Source organism: Desulfosarcina cetonica JCM 12296 (assembly GCF_001311845.1).
Lineage (GTDB): Bacteria > Desulfobacterota > Desulfobacteria > Desulfobacterales > Desulfosarcinaceae > Desulfosarcina > Desulfosarcina cetonica.
Map to the genome: position 1 here is coordinate 14975 of NZ_BBCC01000027.1, position 20838 is coordinate 35812.

Here is a 20838-nt window from a genome sequence, read left to right on the forward strand (position 1 = left end):
GATATGGCTAAGGATTTAATCTGCCGCGTCCCCGATGCAATGGCCGCCGTAAGCGCCGCCAGCGACAGCATTGAATCAAAAACGCCACTTTGGGCGCACATCTTTCCACAGCCCGCACTTTCCGCTGACCAACGCGGGGCGCAGGCCAATGCCCTAAGACAAACCGATATCGCCCAACCGGCCATTGGTGCGGTCAGTTTGGCCATGTTAACGGTGCTGAATTATTTTGGCGTTAAACCGGACATTACCTGCGGCCACAGTTATGGAGAATTGCCGGCGCTGCATGCCGCCGGTTGGATCGATCGGGAAACGCTCCTCTCCCTCAGTGCTGCGGGGTCGATTGATGGCCGATGCGGGAAAAAACCGGGATGCGGGATCCATGCTGGCGGTCAAAGCACCGATTGCGGAATTGCGCCAGCTGGAAAAAGACCTCGCCGACGTGGTGCTGGCAAACATCAACAGTCCTGAGCAAGGGGTGTTTTCCGGATCGCAAACAGCCATTGAAGCGGCGAAAGACGCCTGCATCCAAAAGGGATACAAATCTGTTCAGCTACCCGTTGCGGCCGCATTCCACAGCCCTCTGGTCGAGGCGGCCCAGGTGCCATTCTCCCAGGCCGTGGCACAAGCAGCCATCACACCGACCGCGACCCCGGTTTATGCCAACGTTAGCGGATTGCCGTACCCGGGCGATTCCCGCGAGGCCGCCGACCTGTTGGGGCGTCAGCTAACCTCACCGGTTCAGTTTCAACCCATTGTCGAGAACCTGTTTTCGGCAGGGGTTCGCACCTTCATTGAGGTGGGGCCCAAATCGGTTCTTTCCGGTCTGGTTCGGGCCACCCTTGCATCGGACGCGATCTGTGTGCTGGCCCTGGACCGTTCGGCAGGAAAATCTTCAGGCATGCTCGACCTCGCCCATGTCCTTGCCCAATTGGCCGTCCTCGCGCCCGGATCGACCTGACCCGCTGGGAAAGTCCATCCTCTGAATCACGGACGCCTAAAATGGTCATTCCCCTTTCGGGAACCAATTACCGGTCGCCCCAAAAACCGAAACCGACATCTTCCTCCCCTCCTCAAGCGACCCCCATTGCGCCAAGGCTGGAGACGAATAACCATCCGCCGAAACAGCAATTACCAGCCAACCGGATGAATACCATGCAAAAACCCAAACAACCTGATACCCCCCAAATGCGATCCATGCCCCGAGCGAATCCTGCTCCTCCGGCAACATCGGCGTATGGGGATTCCCATATGGACGACGCCCTGGCCATTGTTCGCAAGGGCCTCGAGTCGATTCAATCTTTGCATCAGCAGACCGCCCAGGCCCATCAAAAATTCTTGGAAACGCAGGCAATGGCCGGCCGCACCCTCGAAGAGATGATGAAGAGCACCCGGCTCTTTGTTGAATCGACCATGGGCGGGACACCACGGCTGGCCATGCCAAACCTGGCCCCGCGTTCAGAAACGGCGGCAGTACCGGTTGCCGAAGGATTGGAATCCGTCAAACCGGCCGAAGCACCCGTCTTGCCGGCAACGCCCGTGCAGCCATCATCGATTGCCACATCGCTTCAGACGAATCCAGCTGGGGATCAACATCCGGCACCGGCGATGAAAACCGATGCCATCGCGACCACGCTGATCGACATTGTCGCCGAACTGACCGGTTATCCCCAGGAGATGCTGGGACTGGAGATGGATATCGAGGCCGATCTGGGCATCGACTCCATCAAGCGCGTCGAAATCCTCTCCGCCATGGAAGAGCGCATGCCCCACCTGCCCCAGGTCACCCCGGACATGGTCGGAACCCTTAAAACCCTCGGTCAGATCTGCGACTTTCTTTCGGCCGGCACGCCTTCTGCGGCAACACCGCCCTCGGGGGCGACGACCAAGCCGGCAGTGGCGCCATCCGCTTCCGCCGATACCACGGCCATTCAGCAAACCCTGATCGACATTGTCGCCGAGCTGACCGGTTATCCCCAGGAGATGCTGGGACTGGAGATGGATATCGAGGCCGATTTGGGTATCGATTCCATCAAGCGTGTCGAAATCCTCTCCGCCATGGAAGAGCGCATGCCCCACCTGCCCCAGGTCACCCCGGACATGGTCGGAACCCTTAAAACCCTCGGTCAGATCTGCGACTTTCTTTCGGCCGGAGCACCTTCGGCGGCGCCGGCCACCAAGCCGGCAGCGGCGCCATCCGCTTCCGCCGATACCACGGCCATTCATCAAACCCTGATCGACATTGTCGCCGAGCTGACCGGTTATCCCCAGGAAATGCTGGGGCTGGAGATGGATATCGAGGCCGATCTGGGCATCGATTCCATCAAGCGCGTCGAAATCCTCTCCGCCATGGAAGAGCGCATGCCCCAACTGCCCCAGGTCACCCCGGACATGGTCGGGACCCTCAAAACCCTCGGCCAGATCTGCGATTTCCTGGCGGGTGGTCACGCGGCTGCTGCGTTGGACAACGGGCCGCCGTCCGTTGTTCCTCCACCTGAATCGCCTTGCGGCCAAGGCTCATCGGATTGCGTCATCCCCCGTGAGGTCGTTGATGTCATCAGGGTATCCAAACCTGCCGGAAGGCCGATAGGCTTGGCAGCCAACCGAAATCTGGTGGTGGTCCACAAGGCCGCTCCCCTGGCCCAGGCATTGGTGGCTCACTTCAAAGCCAATGGCGTATCGGCGCGTTCGATGACCCCGGATGAAATCACCGGTCCTGAAACCTTCACCGGTTCGGCCGGCGTGCTCCTTTGCTCGGATGTCGATCCTGAAACGGCATTTATCGCCGCCAAGCATGCCGCCGCCGAACTCGATCAAGCCGCAAGCGAGGGCGATGCCCTGTTTGCATCCGTCAGTCAAATGGATGGCGCCTTCGGTTTTAGCGGAAATCTTTTTTCCGATCCGGAACAAGGAGCCCTCGGCGGCCTGGTGAAAACCGCCGCCCTCGAGTGGGAAAAGGTCATTTGCCGAACCATCGATTTATCGCCGGATATTCCTGATATCGATACGGCCGCTCGCCTGGTGGTTGAAGAACTGCTGACGGTCACCAAAGGGGACCCCACGGAAGTCGGGCTATCCGGCCAACATCGGTTGACACTCTTTCCCGTTCCGGCCGAGGTCGTTGAAGGCGACATACATTTGGAAAAAAATGATGTCGTGGTGGTCACCGGCGGGGCGCGGGGCGTCACGGCCGCCTGTGGTCTGGCCCTGGCCCGTTCCAACCCTGTGACCCTGGCGCTGATCGGGCGTTCGGCACCGCCCGTCGACGTTCCCGCCTGGCTGGATGGCATTGAAGAACCGGCGGCCATGAAAAAAGCCATCGCGGCCAATGGCTTTGCCGGAACACGGCCGACCCCCAAGGATCTGGAGGCCGTTTACCGCTCCTATTCCGCCAGCCGGGCTATCACCCGCGCCTTGGATGCCTTGAAGGCGACTGGCGTGCGGGCCGCGTATTTCAGTGCGGATGTCACCGATGCCGCAAGCATCAAAAAAACCATCGCGGCGATCCGCAGCCAGATGGGCCCCATCCGGGGACTGATTCATGGTGCCGGTGTGCTCCACGATCGGTTGATTCGCGATAAAACCGTGGATCAATTCCGCGAGGTCTATGCCACTAAAGTCGATGGGTTGAAAAATGTGCTGGCCGCCATGGAATCGGATGATCTCCGCCATCTGGTGATTTTCTCTTCGGTCAGTGCCCGTACGGGGAATATCGGACAATGTGACTATGCCATGGCCAATGAAGTGCTCAACAAGCTGGCCCGCCGGGAAGCGTTGCGGCGCGGTCATTGCCATGTCACGGCCATCAACTGGGGGCCGTGGGATGGCGGCATGGTGACATCGTCCCTGAAAAAGGCCTTTGCCGACAAACAGATCGACCTGATTCCACTGGATGTGGGCGCCGCCATGATGGTGGCGGAGATGAAAAATGCCGATCCACGTCCGGTGGAAGTGATCATCGGCAGCATGCTGACCACCGAGAGCACCGCATCGACGGATTCCCTGGCCTTGCTGGAACGGCGGGAAGTCAACTTGAAACGTTATCCCGTGCTGTCGTCCCACATTATCGATGGCCGGCCGGTGGTGCCCTTTGCGTTGATATCCGAATGGATCGGTCATGGTGCCCTTAAGGGCAACCCCGGTTATTGTTTGCACGGGATCGATGATTTCCGGCTGCTTAGCGGTATCCGTGTTGAAACGGGAGATAAGTTGGTGCGCCTGATGGCCGGCAAGGCCCAAGCAACGGAGGGTGCCTGGCAGGTTGACGTGGAACTGCGCAATGGTGTGAAACACGGCAAGGATGTGATCCATTCCCGGGCCAAAGCCCTTCTGGTGGATCATCTTCCCGCAGCGCCGCCCTTTAAGGCCAATGGCAATAATGGCAGCCGGCCCTATCCCCATCCGTTGGATACCATTTACGGCGATATCCTTTTCCACGGTGACCAATTGCGGGCCATCCAATCCATCGACGCCTATTCCGATCACGGCATGACGGCCCGCCTGATTGCCGCCCCAACACCGGAAACCTGGATGGAGGACCCCATCCGCGAACACTGGAACGCCGATCCCATGGTTCTGGACGGCGCTTTTCAGATGGCCATTTTATGGTGTTTTGATCAGACCGGCAGTGTCTGCCTGCCCAGCTATGCCAGAGCCTACCGGCAGTATCGACCGTCGTTCCCGCAAAGCGGTGTCAGCGCCGTGATGACCGTCACGGCCCATCACCATCGCAAAATGGTGGCCGACTTCACCTTCCTGGATGAAGCGGGCCAGGTGGTGGCCACCCTGGAAGGTTACGAAGCCACGGTGGACGCGAACCTCATCCATGCCTTTCGCAACAACGGGATGTCCCCTGCTGTCAAAGGAGACCCGGCATGATTACCTTGCCCATTAAAAACCGTTCCGAAACCTATTCCGTCCAGCCGACCAAGCTGATCGCCTTGGGGTTAAACTATCGTGCCCACATTGCCGAAAGTGTCTCGGTCAAGGTCAAGGGATTCACCGACGAAATCCCTTCCGAGCCGGTGCTTTTTCCCAAGACACCCAATGTGTTGATCGGTCCGGATGACACCATCGTGATTCCACGCTTCCTCAAATCCTATGGATTCAGAAATCCGCGCACCGATTATGAAGCCGAACTGGCACTGATTATCGGCCAACGCTGCAAAAACGTTCCGCAGGAAAAAGCCCTCGATCAAATTCTCGGTTACACCTGCATGAACGACGTCAGTCAGCGGAATCTTCAGAACGGGGACCGCTCCGGCTGGTACCGCGGTAAATCCCTGGACACCTTCGGTCCCATCGGCCCGCAGGTCGTTCTGCCCCAGGATCTTCACGACCCGCATCACCTGGACATTCGCTGCCGGCTCAATGGGAAGACCGTTCAGGAAAGCAACACCAGCCAGATGATCTTCAAGATTCCCGAGATTATCGCCTTTGTCTCAAAAAATTTCACCCTGATGCCAGGGGATATCATCCTCACGGGCACGCCGTCGGGCGTGGGGCCCTTGAGCCATGGTGACGTGGTGGAAGTGGAGATCGAGGGGATTGGTGTATTGAAAAACCACGTGGTTGACGAAACGGTTTGATGCTTATTTGAGGTTTAACGGATTCGTAAAAAGCCCGATATCGGCGTTACGCTTCATCCCTCGTCACTGCGGAGTACGCAAAAGTACGCTTCATTCCTCGGGATTCGCAAGCCTTGATCTCGGGCTTTTTACGAATCCGTCTGAAATGCAACTTTTTACGAGTCTATCAGGTTTAAGAGCCTGAGAAAGGGCGGGGAAATCCCGCCCTTTTTTTGTGACGACTACAATTCCAATGGCGTTACGGAGTTGACCATGTTCGCCGAACGCAGGGTGTCGAGCACCTCGGGCGGGACCGGGGTGTCGGTTTGCAGGAAAATGATGTTGTGATCACCATCCTTGTCCTGCCCCACTTGCATGCGGCCGATGTTGATGTTGTGCTTGCCCAGGGTGGTGCCAATCCCACCGATGGCACCCGGTCGGTCCTGATTGAAGATCAATAAAATATGGCCCTCGGGAACCAGTTCCAGGCGGAAATCATTGATTTTGACCACCTTCAGATCGCTGCGACCGATAATCGTTCCGGCCACCAGGTTCTCACCGGCATCGGTGTTCACGCGCAACGTGATCAAATGGGTGTAATCCTCGGCTTCCGGGATGGTGGACTCGGTGACTTTAATTCCCATCTCGCGGGCAACGCTGGGGGCGTTGACGAAATTGACCGCGTCCTTGACCATGGGGGTCAGCAATCCCTTCAGAACCGCCGTCGAGACCGGCGCCATATCCATTCCCTTGAAATCACCGGTATATTCAATAGTCACCGCTTTGACCGGGCCGCTGGCCAATTGGGCCTGCAGGCAGCCCATGCGATCGCCCACCTGCATATAGGGGCCGATTTTCTTCAGAAGGTCGCCAGCCACCGAGGGGACATTCACCGCATTGACGACCGTACCGTCGATCAGATAGTCGATGATCTGGTGGGCAACGGCAACGGCCACGTTGGTTTGGGCCTCCCGGGTTGATGCGCCCAGGTGGGGGGTACAGATCAAACGATCCATTTCGACCAGGCGACACTCGCCCGGCGGTTCGGTTTCAAAGACGTCCAGGGCCGCGCCGGCCACCTTTCCCGATTGAATGGCTGCTTGCAGATCATCTTCATCCACAATGCCCCCCCGGGCGCAATTGACGATCATCACGCCATCCTTCATTTTATCAAAGGCCGCCTTATTCAATAGGCCGGTGGTTTCCTTCAGCTTGGGCACATGAACGGTGATATAATCGGCGCGCGCATAGAGTTCATCCAGGGTGACGCTTTCAAAACCGGATTTCTCGATCTGTTCCGGCGTGACGAATGGATCGTAAACCACCACTTGCATGCGCAATCCCTTGGCCCGGTCGGCAACGATGGAGCCAATTTTGCCGAACCCCACCACACCCAGGATTTTGTTGTATACTTCCCGCCCCTGCAGTTTTTTCTTGTCCCAGCGGCCGGCTTTCAGGGACAGGGTGCCCTGGGGGATGTTGCGCGTAAGGGCCATCATCATGGCGATGGCATGTTCGGCCGTGGTTACCACATTGCCGGTGGGGGTATTCATGACCACCACCCCGCGTTTGGTGGCGGCAGGGATATCCACGTTATCCAAGCCGATCCCGGCACGTCCGACCACTTTCAGTTTCTTGCCGGCCGCCAGTATCTCCTCGGTCACCTTGGTGGCACTGCGAATCACCAAGCATCGTAATCGCCGATAATCGCCTTCAGCTCCTGGGGAGCCAAGCCTGTCTTGACCTCAACGTCAATGCCCGCCTGATCGCGGAAGATCTGAATCCCGGCATCACCGAGGGCATCGCTGACCAACACCTTGAACATCTGTTTCTCCTCCTTCCCATCCACGGGTTCGCTATTTTGGGTCGATCGTCCCGAACCCGGTATTCTTCATTGATTTTCGATGGAAAGTCAAGCCGCAAGGCTGAAAATGCGTATTTCATCAAATCTGATTTTATTTTTGTTTACCGATCGTTATGGATTGTTTTGGGTACAAACAGGAAGTCCTTGGCCCCGGAATTGACGATTTCATCAATTTGACGACGAATCCGGGGAGGCATCGCCGCGGAAAAGCGTGAGCAGCCAGCCCACGGCAACCCAGGCGGCACCCGCCAGCATGGCATCATGAAAGGCTTGCAGGAATGCCGGTTTCAACATCGGCGTATACAAAGTCGCATTGGCGCCGTGGCTGAGGCGGCTGAAGGCATGGCTGAAAATCCCGCCTGAGAGCGCCACACCGATAACCATGCCGAAATTCCGTGCCGCGGCGATCGTGCCCGACGCGATTCCCCTTTTTTGCGCACTGACCGATCCCATGGCCGATGCATTGTAAGCCGGCAAAAAATGGCCACACCGGCACCGGCAAGGCACAGACGCCAAATCTCCGGTAAAAGTCCGGTGGAGGGGAAAAGGTCGGTGAAGGTGATCAATGCCGTGGTCAGCATGCCCATGCCGGCAAAGCAGAGCACCCGGGATCCGATCCGATCGGACAGCCATCCGGACAACGGACTCAAAAAGAAAAGGAACACGAACGGCACCATCATCAGGTAACCGGCGGCCTGGGCGCTGAGTCCGGCCGGTCGCATCAGGTAAAAGGGCATGAGAAACATAATGCTGAAGAGGCCTGAAAAAAGGATCACCGCACAGATGACGGATAGGATGAAAAAGCGGTTTTTTAAAATCCCGCCATCAATGATCGGATAGGAACACTTGCGTTCCGCCCGAACCAAAAGAAGCAATCCGGCAATGGCCGCAACCGCCAGGGCAAGCATGCGATAGGAACTGAGCGGCCACTTGTTCACATGCAGCATCCACGCCATCCAGCTGAACAGGAAAACCACCAGAAAAGCGGCGCCGAATCCGTCAAAAGGCTCTCCGGTGGCCACGTCGCAGCCGTACGATGAAGAATTCGGCGGGCGGCGAAGACCGCAACGATACCGATGGGAATGTTCAGCAAGAAAATGAACCGCCAAGAAAGATGGGCCAGAATCAGTCCGCCGAGTGCCGGTCCGGCCGTCAGGCCGCTGGCCACGACGGTCGCCACCAATCCGAGGGCCTGCCCCCGTTCCCTGACCGGAAAGGTATCCACCACCAGAGCCGGTGAACAGGCCATGATCATTGCCGCGCCAAGTCCCTGGAACGAACGGGCCAGAACCAACTGCCAGGCCTGCCCGGCAGCGGCGCAGAACATCGAGCCCAAGGTGAATCCGATGAATCCGTAACAATAGACCCAGCGCCGGCCCTTGATGTCGGAAAGGCGACCGCACGCCAGCAGGGTGGAAGAGATGGTCAACAGATAAATGACCACGATCCATTGGATGGTTTCAAAGGGGGCGTGGAGCTCTTCCATGATGACCGGCAGGGCAATATTGACGATGCTGCTGTCCATGGTGGTCATGAAGACACCGGTGGCGACCAGCATGAAGGAAATCCATTTGTTGTTGTTCATTGCGCGCGCATTCTCGGTTTCTTTTGACGGCTTCGGAAAAAACCCAATCTCGGCGTTATCCTAAGGTGGACACTTAATAGATGGGCACTCAATACCATGTGACCAGGATTGAAAAAAAGCGGATTTTATGAAAGAGATGCATGTTCTTCATCAAACTATCGCAAACCATTAGGGGAGCCCTCTTCCGATGATCACCGAGCATAACGTTCATTTTGGGAATGCCGCCAATATGAAGGCCTTGGCTGACGCAAGCGTTCATCTGATTGTCACCTCTCCCCCTACCCGATGATCGAGATGTGGGATTCCCTGTTTCGCCAAAATTCCGCCGTCGACAAGGCCATGAAAGCCGCCGATGGCCCAAGGGCCTTCGAACGGATGCACCGCCAACTGGACAAGGTATGGGCGGAGATCAAGCGCGTCCTGATCCCCGGCGGTATTGCCTGCATCAACATCGGTGACGCCACCCGCACCCTTAAGGATGAATTCGCGCTTTATTCCAATCACAGCCGTATTCTCAACCAGATGCTCGGAATCGGCTTTACCAATCTCCCCAACATTCTGTGGCGCAAACAAACCAATGCCCCCAACAAATTCATGGGTTCGGGCATGATGCCCCCCGGTGCCTATGTGACGCTCGAGCATGAATATATTCTGATCTTCCGCAAAGGCGGCAAACGGCCGTTCCTCAAGCCCAGTGAGAAGGTCAACCGACGGCAGAGTGCCTTTTTCTGGGAAGAGCGCAACCATTGGTTTTCGGATGTCTGGATGGATCTGAAGGGCACGCGGCAGAAAACCGGGGACAAGCAACTGCGGGCACGCAGCGGCGCATATCCCTTTGAGCTGGCCTACCGTTTGATCAGCATGTTTTCGGTGATGAACGATACGGTGCTCGACCCTTTCCTCGGCACCGGGACCACCATCATGGCTGCCATGGTGGCCGGTCGTAACAGCGCGGGATATGAATTGGACAAGGCGTTTCAACCCCTTATCGCGGAAAGCGGCAACCAGGTCGTCAACCTGGGCCGGCAACGTATTGCTGAACGGATTAAAGATCACCAACAATTTATCCGTGATCGCCAGGCGGCCGGCAAGCCGATCAAGTACACTAATTCGGTCTACGATTTCCCGGTGATCACACGGCAGGAAACAGAGCTGATGATTCTTCTGCCCCATCAGGTTCAGGAGACCCGCAAGAACCATTTCACGGTCTCCTATGAGACGCCGCAAGCGGCCCTTACCGACATCACCGCCCCCGCGGTAACATCACCACCCGCCGAACAGCCTGAAAAAAGCGGCCAGCTCAATCTTTTCGATTAAGGCGTCTTCTCTATAGCTTGCCATTGAGCCGGTAAATGAAGGCCAGGACTTCGGCAACCGCGCGGTAAAGTTCGGCCGGGATTTGCGCTTCCAGTTCCAGGGCTTCCAAGACGTTTGCCAGGTTGCGGTCCTCATACAAGGGAACGTCGTTTTGCTGGGCCAGCGCGATGATCTGCTCGGCAATAAACCCCTTGCCTTTGGCAACCACCCGGGGCGCCATGCTTTTGGCCTGATCATAATGCAGGGCCGCCGCCTTTCGAATATGCCGGTCGTTCATGCGTTGACATCCAATTGCCGACGGACGGCGGGAAGCAGATCCTCGCCGTCAAATGCGTCGATTTTCTTCTCGCTGACCACCACGCTGACGGCAACGGTGTTGAAGGTGTCATGGAGCATCGTCTTGATTTGGTGATGCACGGCTTCAATGGTCGATTTGACATCGGCGTCTTTTACAAAAAAGGTAATGTTCAGATCCTTTCCCACCATCCACAAGTCGCTGCGCAGGGTTCCCAAGCGATCCATTTCCAGAAGCAGGGATACCCTGGGCGGTTTGGCTTCTTCATCTTTGTTTTTTTTCGCGTAATAGACTTTCAAGCGCGCATTCTGCTTTGGATCGGCCAAATGGAGCAGGTGCGAGAATGCCTGGAAGACATCCGCCGAGGCCGGCCTCTCGGTAGCGGCCTGCTGTTGCTGCTCGATGTTGGTCAGGGTCCGATCGACCACGCTCCGCAGGGTTTCAAGCATCGCCCGATCCGGGTTCTGTGTTTTTTCGGTCTGGGCTTCAAGAAACTGCTTTAACACCAAAAGGTTCGGCTTGAGATCGGTATCGATCAAGGCGCGTACCGCCGGATGATCGGCGAGCTGGCTCGCCATGGTCGCCGGTGCGCCATCCGGCGGGCCGGGTTGCAGGCTGCGGACAACCGATTCAAGTTTTTTTTCAAAGTAAATACCGGAGTTTTCGATGAAACTCCTGACCTTTTGCATGAGGCTTTCAAGGTTATCACCCGGTGATACCGGACTCAAGATTTGCTGCAGGTTGACCAAGGCAGTCTGGACAGGTGCGGTCTGGACAGCCCCGGAAACATTTGCCCCTTCTGATGGCAAGGACGGGGGTGTTTGCTGGATGTTTTTCCCCAGGCTTTCGATCGCCTGGCGCAGCCCGTCCATTTCTTTTTCCGTGGGCAATACAGCCCTACCTGCGGATGCAGGTGCACCGGCCGACATGGACGGAATCGCGGGTGTCTGTGAGGTGTCGACATTCAAAAAGAGCCCTTGATCGTTCTGAATGACGTTGAGCATCAGGGTCTGGCCCTGATGAACCGGGATGTCAACCTTGGCAAACGCTTGAATCCACCGAAATCCAAAAGCATTTGCCCGTCTTTTTCAAAGCCGGTAACCCGCGCCTGCAAAGTTGTTCCCGGGCTCAGGGCACTCATTGACAGCGAAGCGGCGGATTTGGCGGAAACCATCTCGAAAGGATCGATGGCCAATGGACCCGAGGAGGGATTGTTTTGGGTTTGTCCATCGGTTGGCATCATGAACAACCGCAGGCCCTGTCCGGCCGATTCCACCCCCACTTGAATTTCCTGGCCGGCGGATACCGGTAGCGGCAAGCGTGCATAGGCGCTAAATCGTCCAAAGGCGATCAATGCATCACGGCCGTTTTGCACCTCCAGAACCTGGGCGGAAAAACGATCGCCGGCCCGCAAGATCGCCTGGCGTTCGTCGGCCGAAGCGGATTCGCGGGAAGGCAGTGGCAAAGGAAGGGTTGATATCTCCATGATGGGTGCTTTCGATCAGCCGATACGGGCCCGATAAACGGTGATGGTTTGCATTTCCACAACTATATCGAACCGTGTCCGCAAGAACTCAAGATAGGGGCTGGTCGATGCCGGCCGCTGGTTGATGCTTTTTACCGAAATTCGCGATAGCGGCTCAATGCGGCGCCCCAGCAGATGATCGAAAAGCCCAAAACAATCCATCAAGCGCGGATGGTCGGGTGGCAGATGAATCGTCAGTTCCATTCCCTGCCGCCGGGAGACCATGGCCAACCGGCTGCCCCAATAAACCAGATGGGTTCCGGCAACGCGTTGGGGCAAGGGATCGGCAAGGTCATGGATTCCCAGACCACATAAGGATGCCGGATCCTGGGCATTGATCCAAAAGACGGTCTCTTCCGGTAATGGCTGGCGCAATAATCGCCACATGGGCTGGGAAACAAACTGGATCCCCTCAATACCACTGAAAAAACAGCCCCCAACGATCTCTCCGGCCAGTTCCATCAGCCGTAGGGTTTGGAAAACCGCTGCCCACTGAAAGGCGAGTGATTCCCTGGCCAGCAATTGACGAAAAAGAATGCCGTAACGGCCTAAAAGCAAGCGCGCCCGGTCTTTGATCAGCTCCTGCGTCTCCATGGCGCCATCGGGAGGAGAGGGAAATGGAATCAAATGCCAGTTCCCAATGGCACGGATCATTCGTGCCGGCCCCGGTCGACGTCGATGCCTGCGGGATCCGGTTTGCCGGGCCGCAACAGGCGAGGAAGGTGCCATGGTCGCAGTTGCCTGCCCCGAATTTTTTCTCTGATAAAGGATGCGTCTCAGGGCCATCAGGGTGTCATTGGTCACCCGGCCCTGCCACACGGCATCCCACAATTCCGCCAGAACCGTTTGGGCCGGCCGGGGCGGATCGCCCAACAAAGCGACCAATGAGTAGCGTCCCGATGGATCGGGAAACAGGTCTTGGCCGGGACCATGTCCCTCTACTTGGACTGTCGTCGTATCATCTGCGATCAAATCAAGGTCCGCTTCGTTGCAGAAGGTGATTTGCCGTCCATCGGCCCCGATCCACATCATTTCCGAGGATTGGATCAACAAATCCATTTCCCGGGGATCAAAGGGCGTCAGACGCGCCGGCAGGACCTCCGTCTCCCACAAGCGGGCAGGAAGAAACAAGCCGGTCAGACGATCCAGGCATTCGGATAACGCGTCGGGTGAAGAAGGCTTGTGAGGTGCAGTCAGCCCTTGAAAATGGGCCAGGGTTAAAGCGAGCCGCTGGGCCGGCAGGGTTTCAATGGCGTTCATCCGTTGGCGCCGGGCCATGCGCAGCAGGATATCGAAGTTATCGGCATCGCACACCCGCGACCCGTTTTGCCCGTCAATGACCACATCGACAACCAAGGCCCGCCGGTCGGTGAGATCGGCCAGCAGATCCGAAAGTGTTGATGCGTCCATGCTCAGAGACCGGCAAATCCATTTTTCATCCACCGGGCCATAATAGCGCAGCCACTGCCCCAGTACCTCGGCGTTATCCAGGGCGGCGGATACATCGTCATGATCGGACGCAGATTGCGGTCGCCCTTTCAAATCCATCCACAAAACGGTATCGACGTCATCGTAGAGCGCATGATGGATACCGTTGGCCATCTCTCTGGCGAGAACCAGATCACCGGTCGGTCCGCTATCTTGACATGGCCTGAAGCGGATCAGCTTTTCTTCGATGGGCATCAGCAGATCATCTTCAAGCAGCCCGCTATCGGCGGCACAATGGCTTAGCAAGCGCTGCCACTCCGTTAACGGGATCATGAGGCGCTCTTGCACCCAGGCCAATAGTTCCAGGGGAGTATCCGGTGCGTAGCCGGCGGCCAGACGCTGCCGTTTCTCTTCAAAAATCGCCACCACCGAGGCATCCAATGCCGGCCGATATGTCGGGCTGCCGGCCAGTTGGTTGATAAGCTCCCGGGAAAGATCGCTTTGCACCCGCCCTTGTTGCCGGTCGTCGGCATACATCCACTGATTGATCGGCCGCCACGAACCGGATCGGGCCATGGGGCTCGGGAAACGGGTATGCACCTGGGATACACTGATGCGGCCGGTTTCCATTTCGTGCAACAGACCGGATAGGGCCGGCAGATCGAAATCGTCCCGCAAGCAGGATCGCCAAGCCTCCAACAGAATCGGGAAGTCCGTGAAACGGCCCACGGCTTCCAGCAGGCGTTGTGATTGTTGCCGGCTGAGCCACAGGGGCATTCGCTGGTTGATTTTTTGGCGGGGCAACAACAGTGCCCGCGCGGCGCACTCACGAAAACGGGCGCCAAAACGGCCGGAGGCTCAAGGGATGCTTTGATCAAGGCATCCATGTCGGCAGCCGGCACCAGCTCCATGATCGGATCGGCGACGCTTGCCTTGGCGATGAAAAGGTAAATGGCGTCATTGGTGGGAAAAAGGGTGGGCCGCTGTAGGTAGCGTTTTTCCCAGACCGTGGCCAACGCCAGTGCGAAGGGGCGGTTGACGCGCCCGCCCCAGAAGGTATGGATGACCAGTTGCCAGGATCCGGCCGGCCCATTGACTGCGGGACTGACCTCGACGACCACATGGTGACGATGGGGTAACGCACAACCCGTATGCTCGATCTGGCGCCTCAGAAAATCCGCCAAGAAAACGGCACTGGGGCTATCCAGTCCGGCCTGCCGCAACCATTCATCCACGGGTTCGCTCCGTTCCGCCCGATTCTGGATCTCTTCCAGCAGGATCCCGATTTTTTCGGCCAAATGAAAATCACGGTCCACTTCTTCAGCCCGCCAGAAGGGAGGTGCCGATGTCTTTGCGCCGGCTGGCAGCACAAAAACCGCGTTGCGGGTAATCCGCTGGATGCGCCAGTTTTGGGTGCCCAGGGTAAAAACCTGCCCCGTTCTGGCCTCCCAGACGAACTCCTCGTCCAATTCGCCAATACGTGCACCGCTCGTTTCATGGCGCAGAGCGAAATAGCCCCGGTCGGGAATCACGCCGCCGGCGGCGTAGACGGCGAGCAAGGCGCCTTTTCTGGCACTGACCGTATTGCTCAGCCGGTCGATGATAACCCGGGCCGACAGCGTGGGGATGCGGGTAGTGGCGTATCTGCCGGCCAGCATCTCGATGACCAGATCAAAATGGCGACGGCTCAGACGATGAAAAGGTGCCGTGGTGCGCAGTTCGCAAAACAGACGGTCGATGTCCCACGGCGCCATCCCGATCATGGATACCAGCACCTGCGCGAGAACATCCAAGGGTGCGTCAATGAATTGCAACGGCTCCAGCTCACGTGTCAGTACCGCCTTGGCCAAGGCCGTGGCAATGATCCCATCAACGGCGTGCGTGGCGAAGAATGTGGCCCGGCTATGCTTCCCACGCCGTGCCCCGAACGTCCGATTCGCTGAATGGTCGAACTGACCGACGGAGGTGACTGAACCAGAATCACCTGATCCAGCGTACCGATATCGATTCCCAACTCGAGCGAGGCGGTGGCAATGATGGCTTTGAGTTCACCCCTTTTCAGGCGTTGCTCCACGTCCAGGCGCAGCTGCCGCGAAAGGGATCCATGGTGCGCATAGGCGATGGGTGTTTGCCGGCCGGCATTGATCAAGTAGGTCAACTTCTCACAAAGTCGCCGGGAATTGGTAAAGACCAGCGTCGAGCGACAGGCGGCAATGGATTGGCGCAGATGATCGGCCAAGTCGTTCCACAGGTCGACATCGCCAGACTTCATCGTGACGGCCTTGGGCATTCGGATCGCAATCCTATCCCCGGCGGTTTCAGCGGACTGGCAAAGTCGGATCGGGCGTTGCACGTACACGGGATCCGAAGGATCTCCCTCAAGACGGTAGCCACTCACGAAATCGGCCACCACCTTTATCGGCTTGACCGTGGCCGACAGGGCGATGCGTTGGAACTCACCGCACAAAGGAACCAGGCGATCCACCGCCGACATCAGCAGGCTGCCGCGTTTAGTGGCCACCACGGCATGAATTTCATCCAGAATGACCACACGGATACCTGTCAAAACGGACAGACCGCCATGAGAAGAGAGCAGCAGGTGGAGGCTTTCCGGCGTTGTAATCAGGATCTGTGGCGGTTGCCGGAGCATTTTGCGACGTTCGTTGGCCGGGGTGTCTCCGCTACGCGTGGCCACCCGGATGTCCGGAAAGGGCACCCCCTCGGCCTCGAATAACCGGCGGATCTGCGCCAGGGGTCGAATCAGATTCTGTCTCACATCGTTATTCAGCGCCTTTAACGGGGAGATGTAAAGAATCCGGGGGCCATCGCCATCATGGCTTTCTCGGATAAGGCGATCCAGGGCACACAAAAAGGCGGCCAGGGTTTTCCCGCTGCCGGTGGGTGCCGTCAGCAAGACATGGTCGCCATTGGCAATCCGGGGCCAAGCCGTCTTTTGGATGGGTGTGGGATCACCGATTCGCTGGTGAAACCAGCGCGTCACCAAGGGATGAAAGGCATATGGATCATCGGGTATTTGCATGAAATCGTCGTGATGTCTTCGCCGTCAGCGAGCACCTCCCTAAAAATGGATAAGACGCCCAACCGCCATTGGGCAATGGATACAGGGCATCGTTGCCGGTTTGCCTAATGCAATCGCTTATGTTAGGTATCATGATTCGACCCGTTACCGCTATCATGAAGGATTGACATGATTTCAGGGATTCAGGAAATCCTGCTCATTCTGCTCATCATCCTGGGACTTTTTCTGGTTCCCAGGATCACAGCCAGGCGCCGTCTGCCACAGCAAATGGCCGCAAGAAGGATTCCCGCGGCCGTGCTTTCGCGGTCACTGCGCTTGGGCATTTTCCTGTCCCTGATCTGGCTTGCCGGATGCGCCATCGGGTTGAAGCCGTGGCAACATGATCTAACACCGTTCATCATCGTGGGGATTGGACCCGTCGTCCTGGGATGGGGGATCAAGTGGGTTCTTGCCGGAAAGAAAAACGCGCGCTAAAGTAGCGTTTGTCTCACAAACCGTGATGAATACCGATTACCTGTGAAATTATGCGAGGTCTTTTATGACACATGAAGATGCCGGCCATTATGCAGCCAAACACCCGGAGGAGAAGATCGACCCGGCCATTGCCGACGCCATTGCCGCCAAGGAAAAGGAGGGGCGCATCACTTGCGCCGCTGCCCACGCCATTGCGAAAAAGTTGAACCGCTCCCCCCAGGTGGTGGGAATCAATATCGATCTTTTGGAAAAACGCATCCGCCGATGCCAGTTAGGGCTTTTCGGCTATGGGGTGAAGAAGAAAAGAGCGGTCAAACCCGCCGTGATTGTGTCGGAACCGCTCCAGGCCGCCATCCGCAAGGCCATGGTGGGGGATCGCATCACCTGCGCCGCCGCCTGGAACCTGGCCAAGGAAATGGGCCTGACCAAGCTGGAGGTCTCATCGGCCTGCGAGGCCATGGAGATCAAAGTGTCAACCTGCCAATTGGGTGCATTTAAATAGTGCCCATCCAGATTCCTGCATTCACGTTTTCATGATTCCCTGGAGATAACGGAAAAGATGGCGCGCCGATCGTGCCGGCGCATCCTCTTTTCCGCGTTCTTTGCGTGCGTTGCGCACCAACTGGCTGAGACGCTGACGATCGGCATCGGGATAATCTTCCAGTATTTCAGCCATTAGGGCATCATCTCCGTCGATGAGGCGGTCTCGCCAGGCTTCGAGGCGGTGAAACGCCTGGGTCTGGCGATAGGCACCCTGCTCAATATCCATCAGCGCCTGTTCGATCGGTTCCACATCGACGCTCCGCATCAGCGTACCGACATACTGCATCTGGCGTCGTCGGGCACCGTGAGAACGCATGCTTTGGCATCCAGGAGCGCTTCCATCAAATCCGACGGCAATGCCATACGCCCCAGTTGCACTTCCGAAAGGGTGGTCAGTCGCTCACCGATCTGTTGAAGCGCCTTGGCCTCTTTTTTCTTTCGTGTACGACTTTTTTCGATTTCCTCAGGCATATCCATGGCAGGCTATCTCCTCGAACGGGAGGCGGGGCCAAGTCAAGACATCGCGGACGTCGTCTGATCGATTGGATCTTCCGGTGGAGCATCCGGAGAGCCCCCCGGCGAATCCATCTCCAAAGGAAGCTGACCGGTGGCGAAAACGCTGACAAGGATCCGAACCAATCGATGGATATGGCGTTTTATCTCCTCGGGAGAACGCCCGGGATAGTTTCTGAAGGCCATGACCACACCCGTGATGGAAGCGTAAATCGCATGGGTCACCAGTCGATTGCCCGGATGGTTCACTTTGTCCAACAAATCCAGGAAATGACGTTGCATTTCATTGAAGCGGGCCATCGCCTTGGGCTGGATCCGGCCGGTAATCATGAAGTGCCCCATCATCTGAAACACGGAGCTGTTCTCAATGAGATAGTCGACACTGCGCAGGGCCAGTTCATCAAGCGTCATTCGCCCAGCCTTGATATTATCTTCGAAAAGCGCCTCGACCGTCTGCATATGTCGAATCAAGGCTTCGATGAAAACATCGTCCCGGCTGGGAAAATAGCGATAGATGGCGGCGGCGGAAATCCCGGCACGCTTGGCGATGTCCCGCATGCCGATTTTGTGAAATTCCTTCTGGCTGAAAAGTTCCATGGCCGCTTCAACGATCAGATTCTTACGTGTCTCGCGCTCCTCTTCTCTCAATTTTTGAAACGTGGACATGCTCGAACTCCTCTACCACCGGGCCGTCGAGATTAACGATGGCTGCAAATAAAAGGTTTTCGGGTTGAAGGAAATTCGTAAATTAACGCAGTTCACATACTTTAACAACTCCTTTTATAAAAAAATCGAACTCGACCGCCGGTGGCCGGCGGTCGTCCATCTGCCGCATAGCGAATGTTCTCGTCAACCCGATACCCGGTCTACCGCCGAATCAGCCGGGCCACCGATTCCACATGAAACGTATGCGGAAACATGTCCACGGGCTGAACCTCGGCCACCTGATAATGTTCCTTGAGGGCCAGCACATCCCTGGCCAGGGTGGCGGGATTACACGATACATAGACGATCTTCGGCGGTGCCATGGCGATCACCTGGTTGACCACGTCCTTGTGCATGCCGGCCCGCGGAGGATCGATCACCAGAAGATCCGGCACCGACGGGATTGCGGTCAGGGTCTCCTTGATATCGCCGAGAATGAAACGGCAGTTCTCAATCCCATTGGTCAGGCAGTTTCGCTGGGCATCGGCAACGGCGCTTTCCACCAATTCGAGACCGATAACCTCCCGCGCATGCGATGCCAGCCAAATGGCAATCGTGCCGGTGCCACAGTAAAGATCAAGGACCGATTCGTTGCCACTGAGCCCCGCGTATCGTTCGACCACCCCGTAAAGGCGCTGCGCGCCGCGTGTATTGGTCTGGAAGAAGGAATTGGCCGAAATATCGAATCGGTAGGGACCAAGATCATCCCGCAGCGTCGGTTCGCCGGCAAGGTGGATCTCCCGTTCTCCGATGGCCACGCCCGAGAGCCGTGCGGTGATATTGTTGACCACGCCGGCCACCTGGGGAAAGCGCTGCATGATCAAATCGGCCAAGGGCTGGACGGCGCCACGGTCTTCGCTGGCCGTCACGATGTTGACCAGCCACCGATCATGGGCAGCCGAATTGCGCAGCACCAGAAAACGCCAGAATCCCTCGTGACTGCGCAATCCGTAAACAGGCTGGCCGGAATTGCGGATGAACTCGCGTGTGGCGCCCAAAATCTGGTTACCCAGATCCGGCTGCAGCAGGCAAGCGCGGATATCGAGCACCTTGTAAAAGGTTCCGGGGACGTGCAAACCCAAGGCGAATTCGTTCAAAGATGAGGATTCCAATTCATGGGGAAGCCACCAACGGCGATCCGAGAAGGAGAACTCCATCTTGTTGCGGTATTCGAAGATCCGTTCCGACGGCAAGATCGCATGGACCGGCGGTTGATCGATCATGCGATGTGGCTCAGGCAATCGGCCACATGCCGTTGTTTAAGCACGATCTGCTGCGCATAGTCGATAAACTGCCATTTGCAGCCACCACAATAGCCGCTGTATGGACAGGGCGGCTCGACCCGCAGGGGAGAAGGCGCTATCATCTCCTGGACCACCGCTTCGGCATAATTGCGTTTCTTGCGTACGATCCGGGCCGCCACCCGGTCTCCGGTGACGGTCCGGTCGATGAAGACGGCAAATCCATCGATTTTGGTCAGTCCCTTTCCACCAAAGGCCACATCGATGACTTCACATTCGACAATCTGTTTTTTTTCAGCGGCATGGAATCAACTTTCTCCACATGCAGGTTTTACCGGTCGATGTTCGACCGGGCCCTCCACATGGTCCATGAGCGGTTGTTTGTCAAGTGGCAACCCATCGGCCAATCGTCTGCGGCCCCGCCGAAAAATCCCCCGCGCGCGGATGACCGTATTATCAGTCAATTCCCGAGGCCCTTTTTTTCTTGCCTAACGCAATGATTTTCATTACTTTAATCCCACTTGACGGAAATAGCCACCCATCCCCGTTAAACGACATGAAAGAATCGGTCCTGATCCGTCACTTCTTTGTTCATTCGAACCATTCCCAGAGCCATCTTCAACCCGAAAAAGGATCTTGCCATGAAAAACACGGACTATGCCAAGCCGCTTCAAATCAAGGGAAAGACATATACCTATTTTGACTTTCCCCAGTATGCCGCCGACAAGGGCATCGCCATTGAAA

The 20838-nt window shown here is 57.0% G+C and carries 19 protein-coding genes and 3 pseudogenes; 7 read left to right on the forward strand and 15 right to left on the reverse strand.

Annotation, left to right across the window (positions count from 1 at the left end):
- Window positions 1-3: 3 nt before the first annotated feature.
- From JCM12296_RS47240 to JCM12296_RS08655, 4 genes and pseudogenes are all read left to right on the forward strand, one after another.
- A pseudogene (locus JCM12296_RS47240) lies at window positions 4-246 on the forward strand (hypothetical protein); the annotation flags it as partial.
- Window positions 247-283: 37 nt separating this feature from the next.
- Entirely contained in the window at window positions 284-958 is a 675-nt protein-coding gene (locus JCM12296_RS43865) for an acyltransferase domain-containing protein (protein ID WP_246804084.1), read from the forward strand.
- Window positions 959-1248: 290 nt separating this feature from the next.
- Window positions 1249-4875, forward strand: coding sequence for an SDR family NAD(P)-dependent oxidoreductase (locus tag JCM12296_RS43870; RefSeq protein WP_054691576.1), 3627 nt, complete (start codon window positions 1249-1251; stop codon window positions 4873-4875).
- Complete coding sequence (locus JCM12296_RS08655; protein WP_054691579.1) at window positions 4872-5585, forward strand: fumarylacetoacetate hydrolase family protein; 714 nt, start codon at window positions 4872-4874, stop codon at window positions 5583-5585. Before JCM12296_RS43870 ends, JCM12296_RS08655 begins: the two co-directional genes overlap by 4 nt.
- Window positions 5586-5806: 221 nt before the next feature.
- Here JCM12296_RS08655 and serA read toward each other — a convergent pair whose 3' ends face one another.
- From serA to JCM12296_RS08670, 5 genes are all read right to left on the reverse strand, one after another.
- Complete coding sequence (serA, locus tag JCM12296_RS08660; RefSeq protein ID WP_306303992.1) at window positions 5807-7249, reverse strand: phosphoglycerate dehydrogenase; 1443 nt, start codon at window positions 7247-7249, stop codon at window positions 5807-5809.
- Window positions 7246-7389 carry a hypothetical protein gene (locus JCM12296_RS48960; protein ID WP_306303988.1) on the reverse strand — a complete coding sequence of 48 codons (144 nt, stop codon included), beginning with the start codon at window positions 7387-7389 and terminating at the stop codon, window positions 7246-7248. The genes serA and JCM12296_RS48960 overlap by 4 nt, the downstream gene beginning before the upstream one ends.
- Before the next feature lie 207 nt (window positions 7390-7596).
- Complete coding sequence (locus JCM12296_RS47245; RefSeq protein WP_281491962.1) at window positions 7597-7722, reverse strand: hypothetical protein; 126 nt, start codon at window positions 7720-7722, stop codon at window positions 7597-7599.
- The gene (locus JCM12296_RS08665; protein ID WP_172683817.1) at window positions 7716-8450 is read right to left on the reverse strand and encodes an MFS transporter; all 735 of its coding nucleotides are present in this window, start codon (window positions 8448-8450) and stop codon (window positions 7716-7718) included. Before JCM12296_RS08665 ends, JCM12296_RS47245 begins: the two co-directional genes overlap by 7 nt.
- On the reverse strand, window positions 8363-9013 hold the full coding sequence (locus JCM12296_RS08670; protein ID WP_054691584.1) for an MFS transporter: 651 nt from the start codon (window positions 9011-9013) through the stop codon (window positions 8363-8365). The genes JCM12296_RS08665 and JCM12296_RS08670 overlap by 88 nt, the downstream gene beginning before the upstream one ends.
- A gap of 294 nt (window positions 9014-9307) precedes the next feature.
- Here JCM12296_RS08670 and JCM12296_RS08675 point away from each other — a divergent pair, with 294 nt between their 5' ends.
- Window positions 9308-10330, forward strand: a complete 1023-nt coding sequence (locus JCM12296_RS08675; protein ID WP_246804085.1) for a DNA-methyltransferase — start codon at window positions 9308-9310, stop codon at window positions 10328-10330.
- A gap of 10 nt (window positions 10331-10340) precedes the next feature.
- Here JCM12296_RS08675 and JCM12296_RS08680 read toward each other — a convergent pair whose 3' ends face one another.
- From JCM12296_RS08680 to JCM12296_RS08705, 6 genes and pseudogenes are all read right to left on the reverse strand, one after another.
- Entirely contained in the window at window positions 10341-10607 is a 267-nt protein-coding gene (locus JCM12296_RS08680) for an EscU/YscU/HrcU family type III secretion system export apparatus switch protein (protein ID WP_054691586.1), read from the reverse strand.
- On the reverse strand, window positions 10604-11629 hold the full coding sequence (locus JCM12296_RS08685; protein ID WP_157067482.1) for a hypothetical protein: 1026 nt from the start codon (window positions 11627-11629) through the stop codon (window positions 10604-10606). The genes JCM12296_RS08680 and JCM12296_RS08685 overlap by 4 nt, the downstream gene beginning before the upstream one ends.
- Window positions 11629-12090 (reverse strand): hypothetical protein, encoded by a 462-nt coding sequence (locus JCM12296_RS08690; protein WP_172683818.1) that lies wholly within the window; start codon window positions 12088-12090, stop codon window positions 11629-11631. Before JCM12296_RS08690 ends, JCM12296_RS08685 begins: the two co-directional genes overlap by 1 nt.
- A gap of 36 nt (window positions 12091-12126) precedes the next feature.
- Complete coding sequence (locus JCM12296_RS50310) at window positions 12127-14085, reverse strand: Lhr family helicase (protein ID WP_422698653.1); 1959 nt, start codon at window positions 14083-14085, stop codon at window positions 12127-12129.
- Between the two features lie 123 nt (window positions 14086-14208).
- Window positions 14209-15428: pseudogene (locus tag JCM12296_RS43875) on the reverse strand (hypothetical protein); the annotation flags it as partial.
- Window positions 15410-16618 (reverse strand): DEAD/DEAH box helicase, encoded by a 1209-nt coding sequence (locus JCM12296_RS08705; RefSeq protein ID WP_054691595.1) that lies wholly within the window; start codon window positions 16616-16618, stop codon window positions 15410-15412. The gene JCM12296_RS08705 and the pseudogene JCM12296_RS43875, both read right to left, overlap by 19 nt.
- Before the next feature lie 168 nt (window positions 16619-16786).
- On the opposite strand from JCM12296_RS08705, the gene JCM12296_RS08710 reads away from it, so the two are divergent.
- Both JCM12296_RS08710 and JCM12296_RS08715 read left to right on the forward strand, forming a co-directional pair.
- Entirely contained in the window at window positions 16787-17092 is a 306-nt protein-coding gene (locus JCM12296_RS08710; protein WP_054691597.1) for a hypothetical protein, read from the forward strand.
- 64 nt (window positions 17093-17156) lie between these two features.
- Window positions 17157-17594 carry a hypothetical protein gene (locus JCM12296_RS08715; protein WP_054691599.1) on the forward strand — a complete coding sequence of 146 codons (438 nt, stop codon included), beginning with the start codon at window positions 17157-17159 and terminating at the stop codon, window positions 17592-17594.
- 21 nt (window positions 17595-17615) lie between these two features.
- Here the strand turns inward: JCM12296_RS08715 and yjgA are convergent.
- From yjgA to JCM12296_RS48965, 4 genes and pseudogenes are all read right to left on the reverse strand, one after another.
- Window positions 17616-18112: pseudogene (gene yjgA / locus JCM12296_RS08720) on the reverse strand (ribosome biogenesis factor YjgA).
- A gap of 36 nt (window positions 18113-18148) precedes the next feature.
- Window positions 18149-18814: a TetR/AcrR family transcriptional regulator gene (locus tag JCM12296_RS08730; RefSeq protein ID WP_054691605.1), complete on the reverse strand. Its 666-nt coding sequence runs from the start codon at window positions 18812-18814 to the stop codon at window positions 18149-18151.
- A 200-nt stretch (window positions 18815-19014) separates the two neighbouring features.
- The gene (gene rlmD / locus JCM12296_RS08735) at window positions 19015-20076 is read right to left on the reverse strand and encodes a 23S rRNA (uracil(1939)-C(5))-methyltransferase RlmD (RefSeq protein ID WP_306303989.1); all 1062 of its coding nucleotides are present in this window, start codon (window positions 20074-20076) and stop codon (window positions 19015-19017) included.
- Complete coding sequence (locus tag JCM12296_RS48965) at window positions 20073-20354, reverse strand: class I SAM-dependent RNA methyltransferase (protein ID WP_306303990.1); 282 nt, start codon at window positions 20352-20354, stop codon at window positions 20073-20075. Before JCM12296_RS48965 ends, rlmD begins: the two co-directional genes overlap by 4 nt.
- Between the last annotated feature and the right edge of the window lie 484 nt (window positions 20355-20838).

Excerpts from the sequence above, each read along its gene's own strand:
- JCM12296_RS08685 (WP_157067482.1), bottom strand. The coding sequence starts at position 11,629 with ATGCTCAACGTCATTCAGAACGATCAAGGGCTCTTTTTGAATGTCGAC.
- JCM12296_RS08675 (WP_246804085.1), top strand. The coding sequence starts at position 9,308 with ATGTGGGATTCCCTGTTTCGCCAAAATTCCGCCGTCGACAAGGCCATG.
- rlmD (WP_306303989.1), bottom strand. The coding sequence starts at position 20,076 with ATGATCGATCAACCGCCGGTCCATGCGATCTTGCCGTCGGAACGGATC.
- JCM12296_RS43870 (WP_054691576.1), top strand. The coding sequence starts at position 1,249 with ATGGACGACGCCCTGGCCATTGTTCGCAAGGGCCTCGAGTCGATTCAA.
- JCM12296_RS08705 (WP_054691595.1), bottom strand. The coding sequence starts at position 16,618 with ATGCAAATACCCGATGATCCATATGCCTTTCATCCCTTGGTGACGCGC.
- JCM12296_RS08655 (WP_054691579.1), top strand. The coding sequence starts at position 4,872 with ATGATTACCTTGCCCATTAAAAACCGTTCCGAAACCTATTCCGTCCAG.
- JCM12296_RS08670 (WP_054691584.1), bottom strand. The coding sequence starts at position 9,013 with ATGAACAACAACAAATGGATTTCCTTCATGCTGGTCGCCACCGGTGTC.
- JCM12296_RS43865 (WP_246804084.1), top strand. The coding sequence starts at position 284 with ATGCCGCCGGTTGGATCGATCGGGAAACGCTCCTCTCCCTCAGTGCTG.
- JCM12296_RS08680 (WP_054691586.1), bottom strand. The coding sequence starts at position 10,607 with ATGAACGACCGGCATATTCGAAAGGCGGCGGCCCTGCATTATGATCAG.
- JCM12296_RS47245 (WP_281491962.1), bottom strand. The coding sequence starts at position 7,722 with ATGTTGAAACCGGCATTCCTGCAAGCCTTTCATGATGCCATGCTGGCG.
- JCM12296_RS08730 (WP_054691605.1), bottom strand. The coding sequence starts at position 18,814 with ATGTCCACGTTTCAAAAATTGAGAGAAGAGGAGCGCGAGACACGTAAG.
- JCM12296_RS48960 (WP_306303988.1), bottom strand. The coding sequence starts at position 7,389 with ATGTTCAAGGTGTTGGTCAGCGATGCCCTCGGTGATGCCGGGATTCAG.
- JCM12296_RS08715 (WP_054691599.1), top strand. The coding sequence starts at position 17,157 with ATGACACATGAAGATGCCGGCCATTATGCAGCCAAACACCCGGAGGAG.
- JCM12296_RS08710 (WP_054691597.1), top strand. The coding sequence starts at position 16,787 with ATGATTTCAGGGATTCAGGAAATCCTGCTCATTCTGCTCATCATCCTG.